General features: G+C 67.4%; 18 protein-coding genes and 1 tRNA gene. 12 read left to right on the plus strand and 7 right to left on the minus strand.

Going from position 1 to position 16,750, the window contains the following annotated elements:
- Nucleotides 1–67: 67 nt before the first annotated feature.
- Nucleotides 68–667, minus strand: a complete 600-nt coding sequence (locus NMB43_RS18835; RefSeq protein WP_494349707.1) for an FMN-dependent NADH-azoreductase — start codon at nucleotides 665–667, stop codon at nucleotides 68–70.
- 134 nt (nucleotides 668–801) lie between these two features.
- Here NMB43_RS18835 and NMB43_RS18840 point away from each other — a divergent pair, with 134 nt between their 5' ends.
- Nucleotides 802–1,734 (plus strand): LysR family transcriptional regulator, encoded by a 933-nt coding sequence (locus tag NMB43_RS18840; RefSeq protein WP_494349708.1) that lies wholly within the window; start codon nucleotides 802–804, stop codon nucleotides 1,732–1,734.
- On the opposite strand, the gene NMB43_RS18845 is transcribed toward NMB43_RS18840, so the two are convergent.
- Nucleotides 1,703–2,941, minus strand: coding sequence for a nucleoside recognition domain-containing protein (locus NMB43_RS18845; RefSeq protein ID WP_494349709.1), 1,239 nt, complete (start codon nucleotides 2,939–2,941; stop codon nucleotides 1,703–1,705). The two genes, NMB43_RS18840 and NMB43_RS18845, sit on opposite strands and share 32 nt — an antisense overlap.
- A gap of 48 nt (nucleotides 2,942–2,989) precedes the next feature.
- Nucleotides 2,990–3,065 (minus strand) — tRNA-Arg (locus tag NMB43_RS18850).
- Between the two features lie 149 nt (nucleotides 3,066–3,214).
- On the opposite strand from NMB43_RS18850, the gene NMB43_RS18855 reads away from it, so the two are divergent.
- Nucleotides 3,215–3,661 carry a c-type cytochrome gene (locus NMB43_RS18855; RefSeq protein WP_494349710.1) on the plus strand — a complete coding sequence of 149 codons (447 nt, stop codon included), beginning with the start codon at nucleotides 3,215–3,217 and terminating at the stop codon, nucleotides 3,659–3,661.
- A 49-nt stretch (nucleotides 3,662–3,710) separates the two neighbouring features.
- Here the strand turns inward: NMB43_RS18855 and glpK are convergent, their stop codons facing one another.
- Nucleotides 3,711–5,186 (minus strand): glycerol kinase GlpK, encoded by a 1,476-nt coding sequence (glpK, locus tag NMB43_RS18860; RefSeq protein ID WP_494349711.1) that lies wholly within the window; start codon nucleotides 5,184–5,186, stop codon nucleotides 3,711–3,713.
- A gap of 97 nt (nucleotides 5,187–5,283) precedes the next feature.
- Between glpK and can the strand changes: the two genes are divergently transcribed.
- Nucleotides 5,284–5,934 (plus strand): carbonate dehydratase, encoded by a 651-nt coding sequence (gene can, locus NMB43_RS18865; RefSeq protein WP_494349712.1) that lies wholly within the window; start codon nucleotides 5,284–5,286, stop codon nucleotides 5,932–5,934.
- Nucleotides 5,935–6,068: 134 nt separating this feature from the next.
- Here the strand turns inward: can and NMB43_RS18870 are convergent, their stop codons facing one another.
- Nucleotides 6,069–7,550, minus strand: a complete 1,482-nt coding sequence (locus NMB43_RS18870) for a DegQ family serine endoprotease (RefSeq protein WP_494349713.1) — start codon at nucleotides 7,548–7,550, stop codon at nucleotides 6,069–6,071.
- Between the two features lie 262 nt (nucleotides 7,551–7,812).
- Between NMB43_RS18870 and NMB43_RS18875 the strand changes: the two genes are divergently transcribed.
- From NMB43_RS18875 to NMB43_RS18905, 7 genes are all read left to right on the plus strand, one after another.
- Entirely contained in the window at nucleotides 7,813–8,733 is a 921-nt protein-coding gene (locus NMB43_RS18875) for a hydrogen peroxide-inducible genes activator (RefSeq protein WP_494349714.1), read from the plus strand.
- A 336-nt stretch (nucleotides 8,734–9,069) separates the two neighbouring features.
- Entirely contained in the window at nucleotides 9,070–9,267 is a 198-nt protein-coding gene (locus NMB43_RS18880) for a hypothetical protein (RefSeq protein WP_494349715.1), read from the plus strand.
- A 316-nt stretch (nucleotides 9,268–9,583) separates the two neighbouring features.
- Nucleotides 9,584–9,808, plus strand: coding sequence for a hypothetical protein (locus NMB43_RS18885; RefSeq protein ID WP_494349716.1), 225 nt, complete (start codon nucleotides 9,584–9,586; stop codon nucleotides 9,806–9,808).
- Between the two features lie 185 nt (nucleotides 9,809–9,993).
- The gene (locus NMB43_RS18890) at nucleotides 9,994–10,572 is read left to right on the plus strand and encodes an SPOR domain-containing protein (RefSeq protein ID WP_494349717.1); all 579 of its coding nucleotides are present in this window, start codon (nucleotides 9,994–9,996) and stop codon (nucleotides 10,570–10,572) included.
- Between the two features lie 16 nt (nucleotides 10,573–10,588).
- Nucleotides 10,589–11,236 carry a thiol:disulfide interchange protein DsbA/DsbL gene (locus NMB43_RS18895; RefSeq protein WP_494349718.1) on the plus strand — a complete coding sequence of 216 codons (648 nt, stop codon included), beginning with the start codon at nucleotides 10,589–10,591 and terminating at the stop codon, nucleotides 11,234–11,236.
- Complete coding sequence (locus tag NMB43_RS18900) at nucleotides 11,233–12,018, plus strand: SDR family oxidoreductase (protein ID WP_494349719.1); 786 nt, start codon at nucleotides 11,233–11,235, stop codon at nucleotides 12,016–12,018. Before NMB43_RS18895 ends, NMB43_RS18900 begins: the two co-directional genes overlap by 4 nt.
- A 7-nt stretch (nucleotides 12,019–12,025) precedes the next feature.
- Nucleotides 12,026–12,934: a DMT family transporter gene (locus NMB43_RS18905; RefSeq protein ID WP_494349720.1), complete on the plus strand. Its 909-nt coding sequence runs from the start codon at nucleotides 12,026–12,028 to the stop codon at nucleotides 12,932–12,934.
- A gap of 8 nt (nucleotides 12,935–12,942) precedes the next feature.
- Here the strand turns inward: NMB43_RS18905 and trmB are convergent, their stop codons facing one another.
- Nucleotides 12,943–13,668, minus strand: a complete 726-nt coding sequence (gene trmB, locus NMB43_RS18910; protein ID WP_494349721.1) for a tRNA (guanosine(46)-N7)-methyltransferase TrmB — start codon at nucleotides 13,666–13,668, stop codon at nucleotides 12,943–12,945.
- Nucleotides 13,669–13,818: 150 nt separating this feature from the next.
- Here trmB and NMB43_RS18915 point away from each other — a divergent pair, with 150 nt between their 5' ends.
- A complete protein-coding gene (locus NMB43_RS18915) occupies nucleotides 13,819–14,175 on the plus strand; it encodes a hypothetical protein (RefSeq protein WP_494349722.1) in 357 nt (118 codons plus the stop codon).
- Nucleotides 14,175–16,058, plus strand: a complete 1,884-nt coding sequence (locus NMB43_RS18920; RefSeq protein WP_494349723.1) for a S8 family serine peptidase — start codon at nucleotides 14,175–14,177, stop codon at nucleotides 16,056–16,058. The genes NMB43_RS18915 and NMB43_RS18920 overlap by 1 nt, the downstream gene beginning before the upstream one ends.
- Here the strand turns inward: NMB43_RS18920 and queC are convergent.
- Nucleotides 16,049–16,726: a 7-cyano-7-deazaguanine synthase QueC gene (gene queC, locus NMB43_RS18925; RefSeq protein WP_494349724.1), complete on the minus strand. Its 678-nt coding sequence runs from the start codon at nucleotides 16,724–16,726 to the stop codon at nucleotides 16,049–16,051. The two genes, NMB43_RS18920 and queC, sit on opposite strands and share 10 nt — an antisense overlap.
- Nucleotides 16,727–16,750 lie beyond the last annotated feature (24 nt).

Genomic DNA, 16,750 nt, shown 5'->3' on the forward strand with positions numbered 1-16,750 from the left:
CATGTTCCTTTCTGTCGGAAAACAGGTCGCGGGCTTGCGTGCCCGCGACCGGTCCAGGGCGGCTGGCTCAGACGGCCAGCGCCTCGATGTCCTGCTTGGCCTGGGCAACCGCCTTGGCGACAGCTTCTTCGCCCATGCCCAGCCCCTCGGCGTAGATGAACTCCACGTCGGTCAGGCCCAGGAAGCCCAGCACGGCGCGCAGATAGGGCACCTGGGTGTCATTCGGGCTGCCCTTGAAGAGGCCGCCGCGCGACAACGCCACGTACACCTTCTTGCCCTTCAACAGGCCTTCGGGACCATTCTCGGTATAGCGGAAAGTCACGCGGGCACGGGCGATGGCGTCGATCCACGACTTCAGTTGCACGGTCACGCCGAAGTTGTACATCGGTGCGCCGATCACCACCACGTCGGCAGCCTGGATCTCGGCAATGGCCGCATCGTGCTGCGCCACGATCGCTGCTTGCGCGTCGCTGCGCTCGGATTCGGCGGTGAACAGGGCGCCCAGGGCGGCCTCGTCGATCACCGGCAGCGGGTGGCGGGCCAGGTCGCGCAGCGTATGCGTCGCATCGGGGTGCGCGTCGAGCAGGCGGCTGACGATGTCGTTGGCGAGCTGGGTCGAGATGGAGCCTTCGCTGCGGGCGCTGGCATTGACTTGAAGGATGTTCATGTGGGTTCTCCGTGTCGGGTGGGGAAGCAGTGATGACACTCTAGTTGTGCCGGCTTCGCACCAGAAGCCAAATGGGCGCACATCATTGTTTCGCCTGTGGAACAATATTCCCACTTGAAATCCGGAGCCCCGCCATGGACCTCGATGCCAACAGCCTCGCCCTCTTCGCCCGCGTGGCCGAACTGGGCAGTTTTTCGCGTGCCGCCGAGCGCAGCGAGCTGCCCAAGTCCACCGTGTCGCGCCGTATCGCCGAGCTGGAGACGCAATTGGGCGAGCGCCTGTTCGCGCGCAGCACGCGCAAACTGTCACTGACCGACTTCGGCCAGGGCCTGCTGGAACATGCCCGTCGCTTGGCCGAGGAATGCGAAGCCGCAGCGGCCTTCGCCGAGTTCCGCCAGAGCACGCCGCGCGGCCGGTTGCGCGTGTCGATGCCGGCCGGCCTGGCCGAGCTGGCGCTGAGCCCGATGCTGCGTGAGTTCATGCAGCGCTACCCGGACCTGCGGCTGGAGATCGACATGTCGCCGCGCCGCGTCGACCTGGTGGCGGAGAACTACGACCTGGCGATCCGCATCGCCAACCAGTTGCCGGACGACGCCACCCTGGTCGCGCGCCGCATGGCCACGCTCAGCAACAGCCTGTTCGCCAGCCCAGACTACCTGGCCCATCGCGGCCCGCCGCTGCACCCGGCAGACCTCATGAACTACCGCGCGCTGCACCTGATCGGCTCGGCCGGCACCGCCCTGCCATGGGTGCTGACACGCGGTGAGGAGCGCTGGGAAGGCCTGCCGCCCGGCCCGCTGGGCGCCAACTCGGTGGAACTGCTGCGCCAGCTCGCCACCGAGGGCCAGGGCATCGTCGCCCTGTCGCGCACCTACGCCTGCCAGATGATCCAGAGCGGCGCCCTGGTCGCGGTGCTGCCGGACTGGAGCCTGCCACCGATGACGGTCTGGGCTGTCACCCCAGGACGCCGCCTGCTGCCCAGCGGCACGCGCGTCTTCATCGAGGCGGTGTCGGCCGCGCTCGACGCCACCGCGGCTACGGTGGAGGGAAAAATAGGTATGCGATGAAGATCGCCGCCAGCACGCCCGCGAGATCGGCGAGCAGGCAACACACCAGTGTGTGGCGCGTATTGCGCACCGCCACCGAACCGAAGTAGACGGCGATGATGTAGAAGGTCGTGTCGGCCGCGCCCTGGAACATGCAGGCGAGCCGCCCGGCAAAACTGTCGGGCCCCAGGGTCTGCATGGCGTCGATCATCATGGCGCGTGCCCCGCTGCCCGACAGCGGCTTCATCAACGCAGTCGGCAGGGCCGGCACCACGTCGGTCGCCAGACCCAGCGCACTGAGCCCTGCCGCCACGCCCTGCATCAGCAAGTCCATCGCGCCACTGGCGCGGAATACCGCGATGCCGACCAGGATGGCTACCAGGTAGGGCACCACCATCACCGCGGTACCAAAACCCTCCTTGGCGCCTTCGATGAAAACCTCGAAAGCCGGCAGCCGACGCCAGGTGGCCCACAACATGAAAGTGACCACCAGACCCAGCAGCACCAGGCCACTGACCAGCGCACTTGCAAGGCCCATCTGCTCGGCACTCAGGCGCGCGAAGAACCACAGCGTGCCCAGCACGGCGGTGCTGAGCCCGGCCAGCCAGGCAATGACGACCGGGTGGCGCAGATTGACGCGCTGGAAGCAGCTCACCGCGAGCAGTCCCGCCAGCGTGCTGCAGAAGGTAGCGAGCAGGATGGGCAGAAACACATCGGCCGGGTTGGCCGCGCCGAGCTGCGCGCGGTAAGTCATGATGCTGACGGGGATCAGCGTGAGCCCGCTGGCATTCAGCGTGATGAACAGGACCTGCGCGTCCGAGGCACGCGCTTTGTCGGGATTCAGCGCCTGCAGTTCCTGCATCGCCTTGAGGCCCATCGGCGTCGCCGCGTTATCCAGGCCCAGCATGTTGGCGCTGATGTTCATCAGCATCGCGCCGGCCGCCGGATGCCCCGCCGGCACCTCCGGGAACAGGCGGCGGAACAGCGGCGCCACCAGGCGTGCCAGCCAGTCGACCGCCCCCGCCTTCTCGCCCAGCTTCATGATGCCGAGCCAGAACGTGAGCACCCCGGTCAGGCCCAGTCCGATCTCGAAAGCCGTCTTCGCCGACGTGAAGCTCTCCTGCACCACCTTGCCGAACACCGTCGGGTCACCCAGCACCAGCCACTGGATGAGGCAGGCCACGAAAGCCACGACGAAGAAGGACAGCCAGATCAGGTTGAGCGCCATGGGCGCAGTCTACCGGCAGCGGCTTGCACACGAGGGGAATGACGCAGATGGCGCACCCGGCTGGGATCGAACCAGCAACCCCTGCCTTCGGAGGGCAGTACTCTATCCATTGAGCTACGGGTGCGCGGTGGGCGCCGGGCGAAGGCCGGCGCAGGAAGGCCGCCATGTTACTGCATGGCAGCAGCAGCGTCCATGGCGCGGGTCGCGCGGAAGCCTTGCCTCTGGCTATAATCGCCGCTTCCCAACGCCCCCCAAGAGTTCAACGAGGATTCCATGGCCAAGCCCGCCCGCACCATTGCCCTGCCGATCGCAGCCCTCCTCGCCGCCAGCCTGCTCGCGGCCTGCAGCAAGAAGGACCCGGTGCCGGAAGAGGAAACCGCCCGCCTGATCCAGCCGGTGGCCAAGATCGAGCTGGCCGGCGCCGCACCGGCCGGCAGCGCCGAGCCGCGCAGCGGCGAACAGGTGGTGCAGGCCGTATGTGGGGCCTGTCACAACACGGGCGCCGCCGGTGCCCCCAAGACCGGTGACAAGGGCGCCTGGGGCGCGCGCATCGCGACCGGCTACGACGCGCTGCTGAAGTCGGTCGTCAATGGCAAGGGCGCGATGCCGCCCAAGGGTGGCGCGTCCGACGCGCAGGACATCGAGCTTGCCCGCGCCGTGGTCTTCCTGGCCAACCAGGCCGGCGCCAGCTTCAAGGAGCCGGCGGCGCCGGCCAAGTAAGCCGCGCCCATGGTGTAAAAAAAGGCGGCCGCGGCCGCCTTTGTCACGTCTACAGCACGCGCTGCACTGCGCGCCGCCAGGTGGCCAGGCGTGCCTGCGCCTCGTCACGCCCCATCTGCGGTTCGAACACCCTGGCACGCTGCCAGATCGCGCCCAGCGTCGCCAGGTCCGGCCATACGCCTGCTGCCAGCCCCGCCAGACAGGCCGCACCCAGCGCGGTGGTCTCGCTGACGCGCGGGCGCACCACCGGCACCCCCAGCAGATCGGCCTGCATCTGCATCAGCAGGTCGTTGGTCGAGGCGCCGCCATCCACGCGCAACTCGCTCAGCGCCTGGGCGCTGTCGGACTGCATCGCGACGAACAGTTCGGCTGTCTGCAAGGCAATCGCCTCCAGCGCTGCGCGTGCAATGTGCGCGGCATGGCTGCCGCGCGTCAGGCCTAGGATGGCGCCGCGCGCCTCGGCATTCCAGTACGGCGCGCCCAGCCCGGTGAAGGCCGGCACGACGTGCACGCCACCGCTGTCTGGCACGCTCGCTGCGAGTGCCTCGATGTCGGCAGCCTGGCGGATGAGGCTGAGGCCATCGCGCAGCCACTGCACCAGGGCGCCGGCCACGAAGACCGAGCCTTCCAGGGCATAGGCCGGGGCCCCCGCCAGTTGTGCGGCCGGCGTGGTGAGCAGGCCGTGCGCGCTGGCACAGGCGGAACTGCCGGTGTGCACGAGGGCGAAGCAGCCTGTGCCGTAGGTGTTCTTGGCCAGACCGGGGCGATGACAAGCCTGGCCGAACAGCGCCGCCTGCTGATCGCCGGCCAGCCCGCCGATAGGCACCTCGGCGCCCAGCCAGTCGGCCCGCGCCAGGCCCAGGATGCCGCTGGACGGCACGACCCGCGGCAGCACCGCGCGCGGGATGCCCAGCACCTGCAGCAACTCGTCGTCCCACTCGCCGCGATGGATGTCGAACAGCAGCGTGCGCGCCGCATTGCTGGGGTCGGTGACGTGCAGCGCGCCGCCGGTGAGCTGCCACACCAGCCAGCTATCCACCGTGCCGAAGGCCAGCTCGCCGGCCTCGGCACGGGCACGCGCGCCCTCCACATGGTCGAGCAGCCAGCGCAGCTTGGTGCCCGAGAAATAAGGGTCCAACAACAGGCCGGTGCGCTGGCGGAACAAGGGCTCCAAGCCATCGGCGCGCAGCTGCGCGCACAGCTCGGCCGTGCGCCGGTCCTGCCACACGATCGCGCGGTGCAGCGGGCGACCACTGCTGCGCTCCCACAGCAGCGTGGTTTCGCGCTGGTTGGCGAGGCCCAGCGCGGCCAGGTCGCCCGCCGCGATGCCGGCCCGGGCCAGGGCTTCGCGCGCGGTGTCGAGCTGGCTGCGCCAGATCTCTTCGGGATCGTGCTCGACCCAGCCGGGCTGCGGGTAATGCTGCGCCAGTTCGCGCTGCGCCTGGGCCAGGCTGTTGCCGGCTGCGTCGAACACGATGGCGCGCGAACTGGTGGTGCCCTGGTCAAGAGCCAGCAGGTAAGCCATGGAATGCCCCCTTGGAAGCGGAGTGTGGCGAAGCATACAAGCGCTGCCAGTGGCCTCGGGTAGAATCGCGGCGTCGTCGATCTAGAGGTTTTCCCTTATGAATCAGCCCCTCACCACCCTGCTGGAGCGCAACCGCGCCTGGTCCGAGGGCGTACGCGCCACCGACCCGGATTTCTTCCAGCGCCTCGCCGCGCAGCAGGTGCCGCAGTACATGTGGATCGGCTGCGCCGACAGCCGCGTGCCCGCCAACGAGATCCTGGGACTCGCGCCGGGCGAGGTGTTCGTGCATCGCAACGTGGCCAACGTGGTCGTGCATACCGACCTGAACTGCCTGTCGGTGCTGCAGTACGCCGTCGATGTGCTGAAGGTGCGCGACATCCTGGTCGTTGGCCACTATGGTTGCGGCGGCGTCAACGCCGCGCTCAATGACGTACGCGTAGGCCTCGCGGACAACTGGCTGCGCCATGTGAAGGACGTGCGCGACCGCTATCGGCGGACCCTCGCCGGCATTGACGACGCGGCCGCGCGCGGCAACAAGCTGTGCGAGTTGAACGTGGTGGAGCAGGTGCTCAACGTGTGCGAGACCACGGTACTGCAGGACGCCTGGGAGCGCGGCCAGGAAGTGCGCGTGCATGGCTGGATCTACGGTCTGTCGGACGGCATCCTGAGTGACCTGGAGATGAGCGTGGCAGGCGGCACAGAGTTGCTGGACGGCTACACCTCGGCAGTGGAGAAGCTGTTGCGCTGAGGCCGCGTCTCTCCCCGGCATGGGCAAAAAAAGAGGGCCGCATATGCGGCCCTTTGCTTGCGCTAAGGAGAGAGAGATGTCACACGCATGCTTCGATACGGGCGCGGCGGAAAAGTTCCGTCGCACCCGCCAGGTCAATTCACCCGCAACACGATGAACTGGCGCTGGTCGCCACGTTGCACCAGCAGCGGTACGCGATTGCCGGCTGCCTCGACCTGACTGCGGAATTGCTCGACCGAGGTGATGCGCTGGTTGTTGATGGCCAGGATCAGGTCGCCCGGCTGCAGGCCGGCACGTGCGGCCACGCCGCTGACCTCTTCCACCACCAGGCCGGTGGACACGCCCGCACGGCGTGCCTCCTGCGGGCTCAGCGGACGCGCCACCAGACCCAGCTTGCCGGCGGCCTTGCCCTCGGGCTCGGCACTACCGGCCTCGGCCCGCTCACTGGCCTGCTCACCCAGCTTCACGCTGACGTCCTTGGCCGCCTTGTCGCGCCAGATGCGCAGCTTGACCGTCTCGCCAGGGCGACGCTCGCCGATGATGCGCGGCAGATCGCCCGACTCGTCGACCTTGCTTCCATCCACCTGCTGGATCACGTCACCCGGCTGCAGACCGGCCTTGTCTGCCGGGCCGCCCGGCTCGACCGAGCTGACCAGCGCGCCGGCCGGCTTGTCGAGGCCGAAGCTCTGCGCCAGGTCCTTGTCCATGCCCTGGATCACCACACCCAGCTTGCCGCGCGAGACCTTGCCGAACTTCTGCAACTGGTCCTTGACCTTCATCGCCACGTCGATCGGGATGGCGAAGGAGATGCCCATGAAGCCGCCGGAGCGCGAGTAGATCTGCGAGTTGATGCCGATCACCTCGCCATTCAGGTTGAACAGCGGGCCGCCCGAGTTGCCGGGATTGATCGCCACATCGGTCTGGATGAAGGGCACGAAGGTCTCGTCCGGCAGACGACGCGCCTTGGCCGAGATGATGCCGGCCGTCACCGTGCTGTCGAAGCCGAAGGGCGAGCCCACCGCGACCACCCATTCGCCCACCTTGGCGCGCTCGGCGTCGCCGATGCGCAGCGTCGGCAGGTTGTTGGCGTCGATCTTGATCAGCGCCACGTCGGTACGTGTGTCGGTACCGATGACCTTGGCCTTGAACTCCCGCTTGTCGGTCAGGCGCACGGTCACATCCTTGGCGTCCTTCACCACGTGCGCATTGGTCAGCACGTAGCCATCGGGACTCACGATGAAGCCGCTGCCCACGCCCTGCTGAATGCGCTCCTGGCTGCGCCCCGGCGCGCCGCCGGGCACGCCCGGCATGCCGAAGCGGCGGAAGAACTCATAGAAGGGATCGTTCTCGTTGAACTGCACCTTCTCCACGCTGGTGACGGCGATGTTCACCACGGCCGGGCCGACCTGCTCGACCAGCGCGCTGAAATCCGGCAGCCCGGCACGCAGGGCCGCGCCCGTCGCAGCCGGCGCGGGGGCAGGCGCCACCGCCGGTGCCTGCGCCAGCGGCGCCGACGCGGCATGGGACTCGGCCATGCCGCTTTCCTTGAGGCAGCCGGTGAATGCAACAGCCGCCACGCTGGCGACCAGGGCCGTTCTTGCGAGAGACCCGAACATAAATGACCTCCAGGTTGGGTTACGCCAGCAAACTGGCTGAGATAGGGCGAAATCGGTGTAGGCACAGACCATCGCCTGCCCGGCGCTGTTCCACGACCTAACAATCACTTACAACAATGTGCGGCCGGCTGCCGACGCTTCAAGAGGGCCACGCCATACGCCACCGTGTGGCATGAAACATCAATTCGACCTAAATCAAACATGCTTGTCGATAGCGCCATACAATCAATTGCTCCAGAATCCTGCCGACAGGATGCCCGCCATGACTCTCACCGATCTGCGATACATCGTTGCCCTGGCGCAGGAACGCCACTTCGGGCATGCCGCCGAGAAGTGCCATGTCAGCCAGCCCACGCTATCGGTGGCCGTCAAGAAGCTGGAAGAACAACTGGGCGTGATGCTGTTCGAGCGCAGCGCCGCCGACGTCAAGGTCACCGAGATCGGCCGCCTGATCGTCGAGCAGGCCGAACGCGTGCTGCGCGAGGCCTCGCAGATCCGCGACATCGCCGAGGCCGGCAAGGACCCCTTCTCCGGTCCGCTGCGCCTGGGCGTGATCTACACCATCGCCCCTTACCTGCTGCCGGCCCTGATTCCCATCATCACCGAGCGCGCGCCGCGCATGCCGCTGATGATCCAGGAAAACTACACCGCGCGACTGGCCGACTCGCTCAAGAAGGGCGAGATCGACGTGGCCATCCTGGCCCTGCCCTTCAATGAGCCGGGCATCGTGACCCAAGCCATCTACGACGAGCCTTTCCGCGTGCTGCTGCCCGCCGCCCATGCCTGGAACAAGGACGAGCGCCCCATCACCGCCGAGCGTCTGCAGGAAGAACCCCTGCTGCTGCTGGGCGCCGGCAACTGCTTCCGCGACCAGGTGCTGGAGGCCTGCCCGCGCTGCGCCCATGGCACCGGCCTTCAAAAGACCCTGGAAGGCAGCTCGCTCGAAACCATCCGCCACATGGTCGCCACCGGCCTGGGCGTCACCGTGCTGCCCAGCACCGCCGCGGACCCCCTGGCCACCAGCCAGGACCTGGTCAAGGTACGGCGCTTCGCCACCCCCGAACCCTACCGCCGCGTCGCCCTGGCCTGGCGGGTCACCTATCCGCGCACCCGGGTGATCGACCTGCTGCGCCTGGCCATCCGCGACAGCAAGCTGGCTGGCATCCAGCCGGTCAGGGATTGACACTAAGGGATTGAAACAAGAGCGTTTTAATTGCCGGTTTATCTGGCGATAAAAACATTCTAATTAGCGCCCCCTCGGCCAGCACGAGCCACCTTCCCTATGCAACCTGCCTCGCCAATACGCCAAAATCATGTCGTAAGCGGCTGATTAATAAAAATAAACAGGCTGCGACACAACCCTCGCCGGACATTGAATGCGCACATTTCTTGTGTTGTGCGTAGCAGCATTTATGGCCTCATCAAACACTGCAATTGGCCTGCATTCAATCGGTTCAATAGGATTCAAGTGCGCCTAGACGCAAAACGATCCCCTGAACCTGAATATTGAGAGGCCATCATGACCCCGTCCTTTGATCTGTTCGACTTTGGTGCCAGCCGTCGCGCCTACCTCAGCACCTCCGACCTGGAACGTGCCTGCTACCTGTCCGCGATGACCGGCGTGTCGGTGGAAACCTTCACCGCCAGCGCCGACATGAACCACGCGCTGGATGTGGACAGCAACCAGTTCCTGCTTGCCCAGATCGGGTCCCGCTGATGATTTGTCAGCGCGGCTGCCGCCGCGAAGGTGTTCCATCCCGGCCGGGGAGTCCCCTCCCCGGCGCCCTTTCCGGGAACGCCTGAACACGGCGCGACAATCGCATCATTTCGAGTTGTGTTTTTGTTGCAGCACACAGCCATCTTGCACTCGCGAGAATACACGGCGAGATTTATCAATAAAAATCATAAACTTGCAAAATCAACCACGTTATTCCGAACGTGGAAAACCCCAATGCCTGTACCCCGATCCACGCCATATCCTGAAATCAGGACGGGCGATTGCTTCGCCTGACCGGAACACACGGAGGTGAATCATGGGCAGAAATCTCAACTTCGGACAGGCTTCCCGCAAGCCCCCTGTCGAGCACGTGCCTTACGTCGATGACGCAGGGCTCGAGTCGGCGGGCCTGCTGGAAGAGGTACGCAACGCCTCGCATGGCGAGCACGGGCCACAGACCCTGATCCTGTCGCGCCGCGAACTGGATCGCGCGAAGGAAGAAGAGTTGCTGCGCATCGGGCTGATCGGCCCGACCATGTAAGCCCCACGGCGCTGCGCGCCCGCGCAGCGCCTCCCGTGCCGGGTCCGGCTACGGCACCACGCGGCCCTCCCTCAAAGGCCGCGCCCCTTTGCTCCCGCTGCTCCACGCGCCCCGTCGGCCACGCCACAACGGCAGTCACGCCCGCGGTTATACTGGCGCGCACTTTTATTGAGCGAGGAATCTCCATGCGTGGGACTTCGGCCGGCCATGCCCGGCAAGGCGGCAGCACGCTGGCTGGCGTCATGCTGGGCTTGCTGATCGGCGTGGTCATCGCCGTCGGTGTGGCGCTGTACATCAATTTCGGCCCCAAACCCTTCGTCAAGGGCGAAGGTACGCCGGCACCCGCCAGCTCGGCGCCCAGCGCCAGCGCCCCGGTGGCCTTGCCCGGCAAACCCGGCGACAAGCCGCTGGACAAGCCACAGCAGCAGTACGAGTTCTATCAGATCCTGCCCGGTGGCGATTCGGCGCCCGCACCCCAACCCGCACCTGCGGAACCGCCGGCCGCCAACAAGGTCTATCTGCAGGCCGGCGCCTTCCAGGACCCCGCTGACGCCGACAACCTCAAGGCCCGCCTGTCCTTGATGGGTATCGAGGCCGGCGTACAGAAGGTCGATATTGCTGGCAAGGGTGTCTTTCACCGTGTGCGCGCAGGCCCTTTCGCCTCCCAGCAAGAAGCCGACGCGACCCGCGCCCGCCTGGCGCAGGAGGGCATCGAATCCACCGTCGTTCGCAACAAGCCGCAGGCAGCGGCCCCGAATAACTGATTTCCGGAGACTTTCAATGGATCGTCGCACCAGCCTCAAGTACCTCGCCGCCGGCCTCGCACTCGCCGGTACACCGCTCGCCTCGCTCGCCGCGCTTGAGGCCGGACGTGATTTCACCCTGGTCTCGCCGCCACAACCCGGTGGCGTGAATGGCCAGATCGAGGTGCTGGAGTTCTTCTCCTATGGCTGCCCGCACTGCCATGAGTTTGATCCGCTGCTGACCAACTGGCGCAAGACTCTGCCCGCCGACGTGGTATTCCGCCGCGTGCCGGTGAGCTTCGGCCGCCCGCAGTGGGCCGCCCTGGGCCGCCTGTACCTCACGCTGGCCGCGCTGGGCCTGGCCGACAAGCTCGACCCGGCGGTGTTCGAGGCCATCCACAACCAGCGCGTCGCGCTGCACGACGAGGCCAAGCGCAACGAGTGGCTAGCCAAGCAGGGTGTGGACGTGGCTAAGTTCAACAACACCTGGAAGTCCTTCGGCGTGGAGTCGCAGGCCAAGCGTGCCGAACAGCAGTCGGAGGCCTTCAAGGTGGCCGGCGTACCAGCCTTGGCCATCGACGGCCGTTATTTCGCTGGCGGCAACGAAGGCTTCCCGGCCTTGCTGCGCAACACGGATGCGCTGATCGCACAGGTCCGCAAGGACAAGGCCAAGGCCAAGAAGTGAGCGGCGCGCCCACGCGCGTCTTCCTGACCGGTGCCTCCAGTGGCATCGGCGCCGCCCTGGCTCGCCACTACGCGGACCAGGGCGCAGAGCTGGGCTTGGTCGCGCGCCGCGGCGAATCGCTGGCGGCGCTGATCGCCACGCTGCCGGGCGGCGCGGCGCGACACTTGGCCCTGCCCGCCAGCGTGACCGATGCCCCCGCGCTGCAGGCAGCCGCCCAGCATTTCCTCACCCGCTTCGGCGCCCCCGATATCGTGATCGCCAATGCCGGCATTTCCGTCGGCACGCTGACCGAGGAGCTGGATGACCTGGCCGCCTTTGAAGCCGTGCTGCAGACCAATGTGCTGGGCATGGTGCGAACCTTCCAGCCCTTCGTGCAGGCCATGCGGGTCCGTGGCAAGGGCACCCTAGTCGGCATCTCCTCGGTAGCCGGCGTACGTGGCCTGCCGGGTGCCGGTGCCTACAGCGCCTCCAAGGCGGCGGCGAGCCGTTACCTGGAGAGCTTGCGGGTGGAGTTGCGCGGCAGCGGCGTGCGCGTGGTCGACATCCGCCCCGGCTACATCGCCACCCCGATGACTTCCGTCAATCCCTACCCGATGCCCTTCATCCTGCCGGCCGACGAGGCCGCACGCCGCTTTGCACGCAGCATCGCGGCGGGCTGCTCGCAGGCCACGATCCCGTGGCAGATGGGTGTGGTGGCACGCCTGCTTGGGCTGCTGCCCAACGCCCTGTACGACCGCCTTTTTGCGCACGCGCAGCGCAAGCCGCGCGGCCTGCCGCTATGATCGGCGCATGACATCTGCTTCTCCTGCGCCGGCGCTCGGCGGTATCTATCTGCGCCTGGTGCTGACCACCGCCTTCTGGGGCGGCACCTTCATCGCGGGACGTTACCTGGCGCAGGACATGCCGCATTTCAGCGCGGCCACCCTGCGCTTCCTGTTCGCCCTGCTGGGCCTGCTGGTGTTCCAGCGCCTGTCCGGCCCCACCACCCGGATCACGCTGACCCGGCGCCAGCACCTGGCCATCTTCGCGCTGGGCGCGACCGGCATCTTCGCCTACAACGCCGGCTTCTTCGCCAGCCTGGGCCTGATCCCGGCGAGTCGCGTGTCCCTGATGGTGGCGGCCAGTCCGATCCTCACCTTGATCGCCGTGCAAGTGATCGAACGCGGACGCTGGTCGGCCCGGCTTGCCGGCGGGGTGGCCCTGTCTTTCGTCGGCGTGTTGTTGATCGTCTCGCATGGCGAGCCGGCAAGCCTGCTGCACGGCGCGCTGGGGCTGGGCGAACTGTATTTCTTCGGTGCCGTGGTGGCCTGGGTGGCCTACACCCTGGTGATCCGCTATTTCCTGCAGGGTGTGCCAGCACTGACGATGACCTTGGGCGCGGCGGCCTGGGGGGCACTGCTGCTGGCCCTGCCCGCCCTTGGCGAACTGGCGGCCGGCTTGGTGCGCTGGCCTTCGCCCGGGCAGTGGGCTGCGCTGGCTTATCTCGGCCTGTTCGGCACCACCCTGGCCTTCGTCTGGTACAACCGCGCGGTGGGCGTCATCGGCGCCGCCCGCGCCACCCAATTCACCAACCTCGTGCCAGTGTTCGGCGTGCTGCTGAGCGTGCTGTTGCTGGGGGAATCGCTGGCCCTATCGGGCGTGGCGGGTGGCTTGATGGTGATCGGCGGCGTGCTGCTGGCGAATCGCCCACGTCGCTGAGCCGCGCCTTACTTCCGACGGAACAGCAAGTCCCACACGCCATGCCCCAGGCGCAGCCCGCGCGCCTCAAACTTGGTCTCGGGCCGCCAGGCCGGACGCGGCGCGTAGTCGGCCGCCGTGTTCTCCAGCAGCGGCTCGGCACTCAGCACTTCCAACATGTGCTGGGCGTAGTCCTCCCAGTCGGTGGCGCAATGCAGGTAGCCGCCGGGTGCCAGGCGGCTGGCCAGTTGTGCAACGAAGGCCGGCTGCAGGATGCGCCGCTTGTGATGCCGCTTCTTGGGCCAGGGATCGGGGAAATAGACGTGGATACCGGCCAGCGAGTCGGGTGCGATCATGTCGCGCACCACCTCGGTGGCGTCGTGCTGCATCACGCGCAGATTGCTCAGCCCCTGCTCCTCGATCAGCTTGCACAGATTGCCCACGCCGGGCCCGTGCACCTCGATGCCGATGAAGTCGGTATCGGGCCGCGCCGCCGCGATCTGTGCCGTGGTGATGCCCATGCCGCAGCCGATCTCCAGCACCACCGGAGCACGACGGCCGAAACAGGCGGCATAGTCCAGCGCGCCCGCCACATAGGGGATGCCATAGCGTGGCAGCAGCTCGTCAATGGCCCGTTTCTGCCCGTCGGACATGCGCCCCTGGCGCAGCACGAAGCTGCGGATGGGCTGGCGCGACAGGCGGGGGGCCGGGGTCGGCTCGGCGGGCGAAGCGTCGTCGGTCTGGTGTGCGGACATGGCGGCGGACAGGGCAAAAGCGAGAGGGCCGCCATTGTGCCGCGTCCGCTGCCCCAATGACAGGTAAAGCACTGCAAAACCTGGCTGTCCGCCCTTGTTCACCCGAACGGGACTGCTAAGATCGAAGCACCGTCTGCCTTACACCCCGGCATGCCTCGCGCCCTCCAGATCCTGCCGCTTCTCGCCTCAACGCTGGTCTTGGCCGCCTGCAGCCAGCCGGCGCCCGCCCGCGAGGGCCCGCCGCGCCGGGTGATCGTCGAATTCAGCCAGGCGCGCCAACTGGCGGCTGCCCGCACCCTGGCCGAGCTGGCCCAGGCCAGCGGCGCGCGCGTCGAATATGGCAATGCCATCTCGACCCGTTCGGCGGCCTACCTGCTCCACTGCAACACAGCCGATCCACAATGCGCGGACGCGCTGGCGCGCCTGTCACGCCACGCTGGCGTGGCCCACGCCGAGTTCGACCAGCAGGTCACCGTATCACCCGATCGCCAGGAGAAGCTTCCTTGATGCACCGTCTGTTCCTGCGCAGCGCCCTTGCCGCCGCCTGCGCCTTGCCCGCGCTGGCAGCCCATACCCAAACCGTTTCCAGCAGCAGCCTCGAAGGGCGCGTGATCGTGCGCTTCAAGGCCGACACCGCCCAGGCGCGCATCGCCAGCGCCTCGGACCGCATGCAGGTACTCTCGCGCGGCGCTGGCCTCGGCCTGGTCGGTCGTGCCCATATCGCCGAGGACACGCAGGTGGTGACTGCCGCCGGTCTCAGCTCGGCCGAGCTGGCACAGCGGCTGGCGGCGCTTCCCAATGTCGCGTCGGTCGAGGTGGACCAGAAGATGCGCATCCGCGCGCTGCCCAATGACCCGAAGTTCACCCCGGACCAGTGGTACCTGCAAGGCACACAGCCGGCCGCGATCAATGCCCAGAGCGCGTGGGATCAGACCACCGGCGTGGCCAGCGTGGTGGTGGCAGTGATCGACACCGGGGTGCGCGGCGACCATGAGGAACTCGCTGGCGGCAAGCTGCTGCCGGGCTACGACTTCGTGAGCTGCGACACGGCCACTTCCTGCGCCACCGCCAACGATGGCGATGGGCGCGACGCCGACCCATCGGACCCCGGCGATTGGTACTACTACACAAACAACCAGAACCAACAGGTGCTGGAGCCCAGTTCTTGGCATGGCACCCGCGTGTCCAGCTTGATCGCCGCCAACACCAACAATGCTGCCGGCATCGCGGGTGTCGCCTGGGCCAGCCGCATCCTGCCGCTGCGCGCTCTTGGCGTGGAGGGTGGATACATTTCCGACATCGCCGCGGCAATGCGCTGGGCCGTCGGCCTCAACGTACCGGGCGCGCCTGACAACCCGAACCCGGCCCGGGTCATCAATATGAGCCTGGGCGGCGACGACACTTGCTCCGCCACCTACCAGAGCGCCATCACCGAGGTCATTGCGACAGGCGCGCTGATCGTCGCCGCCGCCGGCAACGAACCCAATGCGGTCGACCAGCCCGCCAACTGCCCTGGCGTGCTGGCCGTGGCCGGTGTGCGGCATACCGGCACCAAGGTCGGTTACAGCAGCTTCGGCCCCGAGGCCGACATCGCCGCGCCGGCCGGCAACTGCGTCGTCGTCGCGGATGGCCAGCCATGCATCTACCCCATCACCTCGGCCGTCAACCTTGGCACCACGGTACCGGCCGCCAACGGTTATACGACCAACATCTACCCGAATGTGCCCCTCGGCACCAGCTTCGCCGCGCCGCAAGCCGCTGGCGTGGCCGCCTTGATGCTGGCCGTCAATCCAGCGCTGACGCCGGCCAAGCTGATCGAGCGCATCAAAACCTCGGCGCGGGCCTTCCCCACGGAAACGGGTCTGCCCACCTGCCCGGCGACCAATGCGGGCGGCCAATGCAATTGCACCACCACTACCTGCGGCGCCGGCCTGCTGGACGCACCTGGGGCGGTCACCCAGGCGCTGCGGCCGGTGGCCAGCCTGAGCTACAGTGGCACCAACGCGGTGGGCTTCACACTGAGCCTCAGCGGCAGCGCCTCAAGCGCAGTCGGCGGCGCCAGCATCAGCACTTACCAATGGTCGGTATCAGGCGTCAACGCCACCCTGTCCAATGCCAGTGCCCCCACGGCCAGCCTGGCGCTGCAGTCCACCGGCACGGTCTATCTGACGCTGACGGTCACCGACAGCAACGGCCGCAGCGACAGCACCCTGCAGGCCATTACCGTGTGGGCCGACCAGCAGAGCGCGGCGAGCAGCAGCTCTTCTTCTGGCGGGAGCAGCAGCTCCACCAGTTCCTCCAGCGGGGGCGGCGGGGGCAGCCTGGGCCTGTTGAGCCTGTTGGCTGCGCTGGGCGTGGCCGGCGTGCTGCGCCGGCTCGCTCACACGTAACGCGTCGGATCGGCCAGGCCGGCAGCCTCGAAGCCGGCCCGGCGCAGGCGACAGGCGTCGCACTGGCCGCAGGCGCGGCCGGCGTCGTCTGCCTGGTAGCAGGACACCGTCATCGCGTAGTCCACGCCCAGCGCCGTCCCGCGTTGCACGATCTGCGCCTTGGAGAGCTGGATCAGCGGGGCATGGATGCTGAGCTTCAAGCCTTCCACGCCGGTCTTAGTGGCGAGGTTCGCCATGCGCTCGAAGGCCTCGACAAACTCGGGCCGGCAATCCGGGTAGCCCGAGTAATCCACCGCGTTGACGCCGACGAAGATGGCATTGGCCTGCAGGACCTCGGCCCAGCCCAGGGCCAGCGACAGCATCACGGTATTGCGCGCCGGGACATAGGTGATCGGAATGCCGGACTGCAGCCCGTCGGTGGGCACGGCCAGGTTCGCATCGGTCAGCGCCGAGCCACCGAACTGGCCAAGGTCGACATGCGCCAGGCGATGCTCGCGCGCGCCCAGAGCTCGCGCGACTCGCTCCGCCGCAGCCAGCTCGGCTGCGTGGCGCTGACCATATGCAACGGACAAGGCATAGGTCTCGAAACCCTGGTCGCGGGCGATGGCAAGACAAGTAGCGGAATCGAGGCCGCCCGAGAGCAGGACGACGGCACGCGGCTGGGTCATGTTCATTCCTTGCGAGAAGATGCG

Source organism: Uliginosibacterium sangjuense (genome assembly GCF_059132465.1).

Excerpts from the sequence above, each read along its gene's own strand:
- NMB43_RS18835 (WP_494349707.1), bottom strand. The coding sequence starts at position 667 with ATGAACATCCTTCAAGTCAATGCCAGCGCCCGCAGCGAAGGCTCCATC.
- NMB43_RS18840 (WP_494349708.1), top strand. The coding sequence starts at position 802 with ATGGACCTCGATGCCAACAGCCTCGCCCTCTTCGCCCGCGTGGCCGAA.
- NMB43_RS18845 (WP_494349709.1), bottom strand. The coding sequence starts at position 2,941 with ATGGCGCTCAACCTGATCTGGCTGTCCTTCTTCGTCGTGGCTTTCGTG.
- NMB43_RS18855 (WP_494349710.1), top strand. The coding sequence starts at position 3,215 with ATGGCCAAGCCCGCCCGCACCATTGCCCTGCCGATCGCAGCCCTCCTC.
- glpK (WP_494349711.1), bottom strand. The coding sequence starts at position 5,186 with ATGGCTTACCTGCTGGCTCTTGACCAGGGCACCACCAGTTCGCGCGCC.
- can (WP_494349712.1), top strand. The coding sequence starts at position 5,284 with ATGAATCAGCCCCTCACCACCCTGCTGGAGCGCAACCGCGCCTGGTCC.
- NMB43_RS18870 (WP_494349713.1), bottom strand. The coding sequence starts at position 7,550 with ATGTTCGGGTCTCTCGCAAGAACGGCCCTGGTCGCCAGCGTGGCGGCT.
- NMB43_RS18875 (WP_494349714.1), top strand. The coding sequence starts at position 7,813 with ATGACTCTCACCGATCTGCGATACATCGTTGCCCTGGCGCAGGAACGC.
- NMB43_RS18880 (WP_494349715.1), top strand. The coding sequence starts at position 9,070 with ATGACCCCGTCCTTTGATCTGTTCGACTTTGGTGCCAGCCGTCGCGCC.
- NMB43_RS18885 (WP_494349716.1), top strand. The coding sequence starts at position 9,584 with ATGGGCAGAAATCTCAACTTCGGACAGGCTTCCCGCAAGCCCCCTGTC.
- NMB43_RS18890 (WP_494349717.1), top strand. The coding sequence starts at position 9,994 with ATGCGTGGGACTTCGGCCGGCCATGCCCGGCAAGGCGGCAGCACGCTG.
- NMB43_RS18895 (WP_494349718.1), top strand. The coding sequence starts at position 10,589 with ATGGATCGTCGCACCAGCCTCAAGTACCTCGCCGCCGGCCTCGCACTC.
- NMB43_RS18905 (WP_494349720.1), top strand. The coding sequence starts at position 12,026 with ATGACATCTGCTTCTCCTGCGCCGGCGCTCGGCGGTATCTATCTGCGC.
- trmB (WP_494349721.1), bottom strand. The coding sequence starts at position 13,668 with ATGTCCGCACACCAGACCGACGACGCTTCGCCCGCCGAGCCGACCCCG.
- NMB43_RS18915 (WP_494349722.1), top strand. The coding sequence starts at position 13,819 with ATGCCTCGCGCCCTCCAGATCCTGCCGCTTCTCGCCTCAACGCTGGTC.
- NMB43_RS18920 (WP_494349723.1), top strand. The coding sequence starts at position 14,175 with ATGCACCGTCTGTTCCTGCGCAGCGCCCTTGCCGCCGCCTGCGCCTTG.
- queC (WP_494349724.1), bottom strand. The coding sequence starts at position 16,726 with ATGACCCAGCCGCGTGCCGTCGTCCTGCTCTCGGGCGGCCTCGATTCC.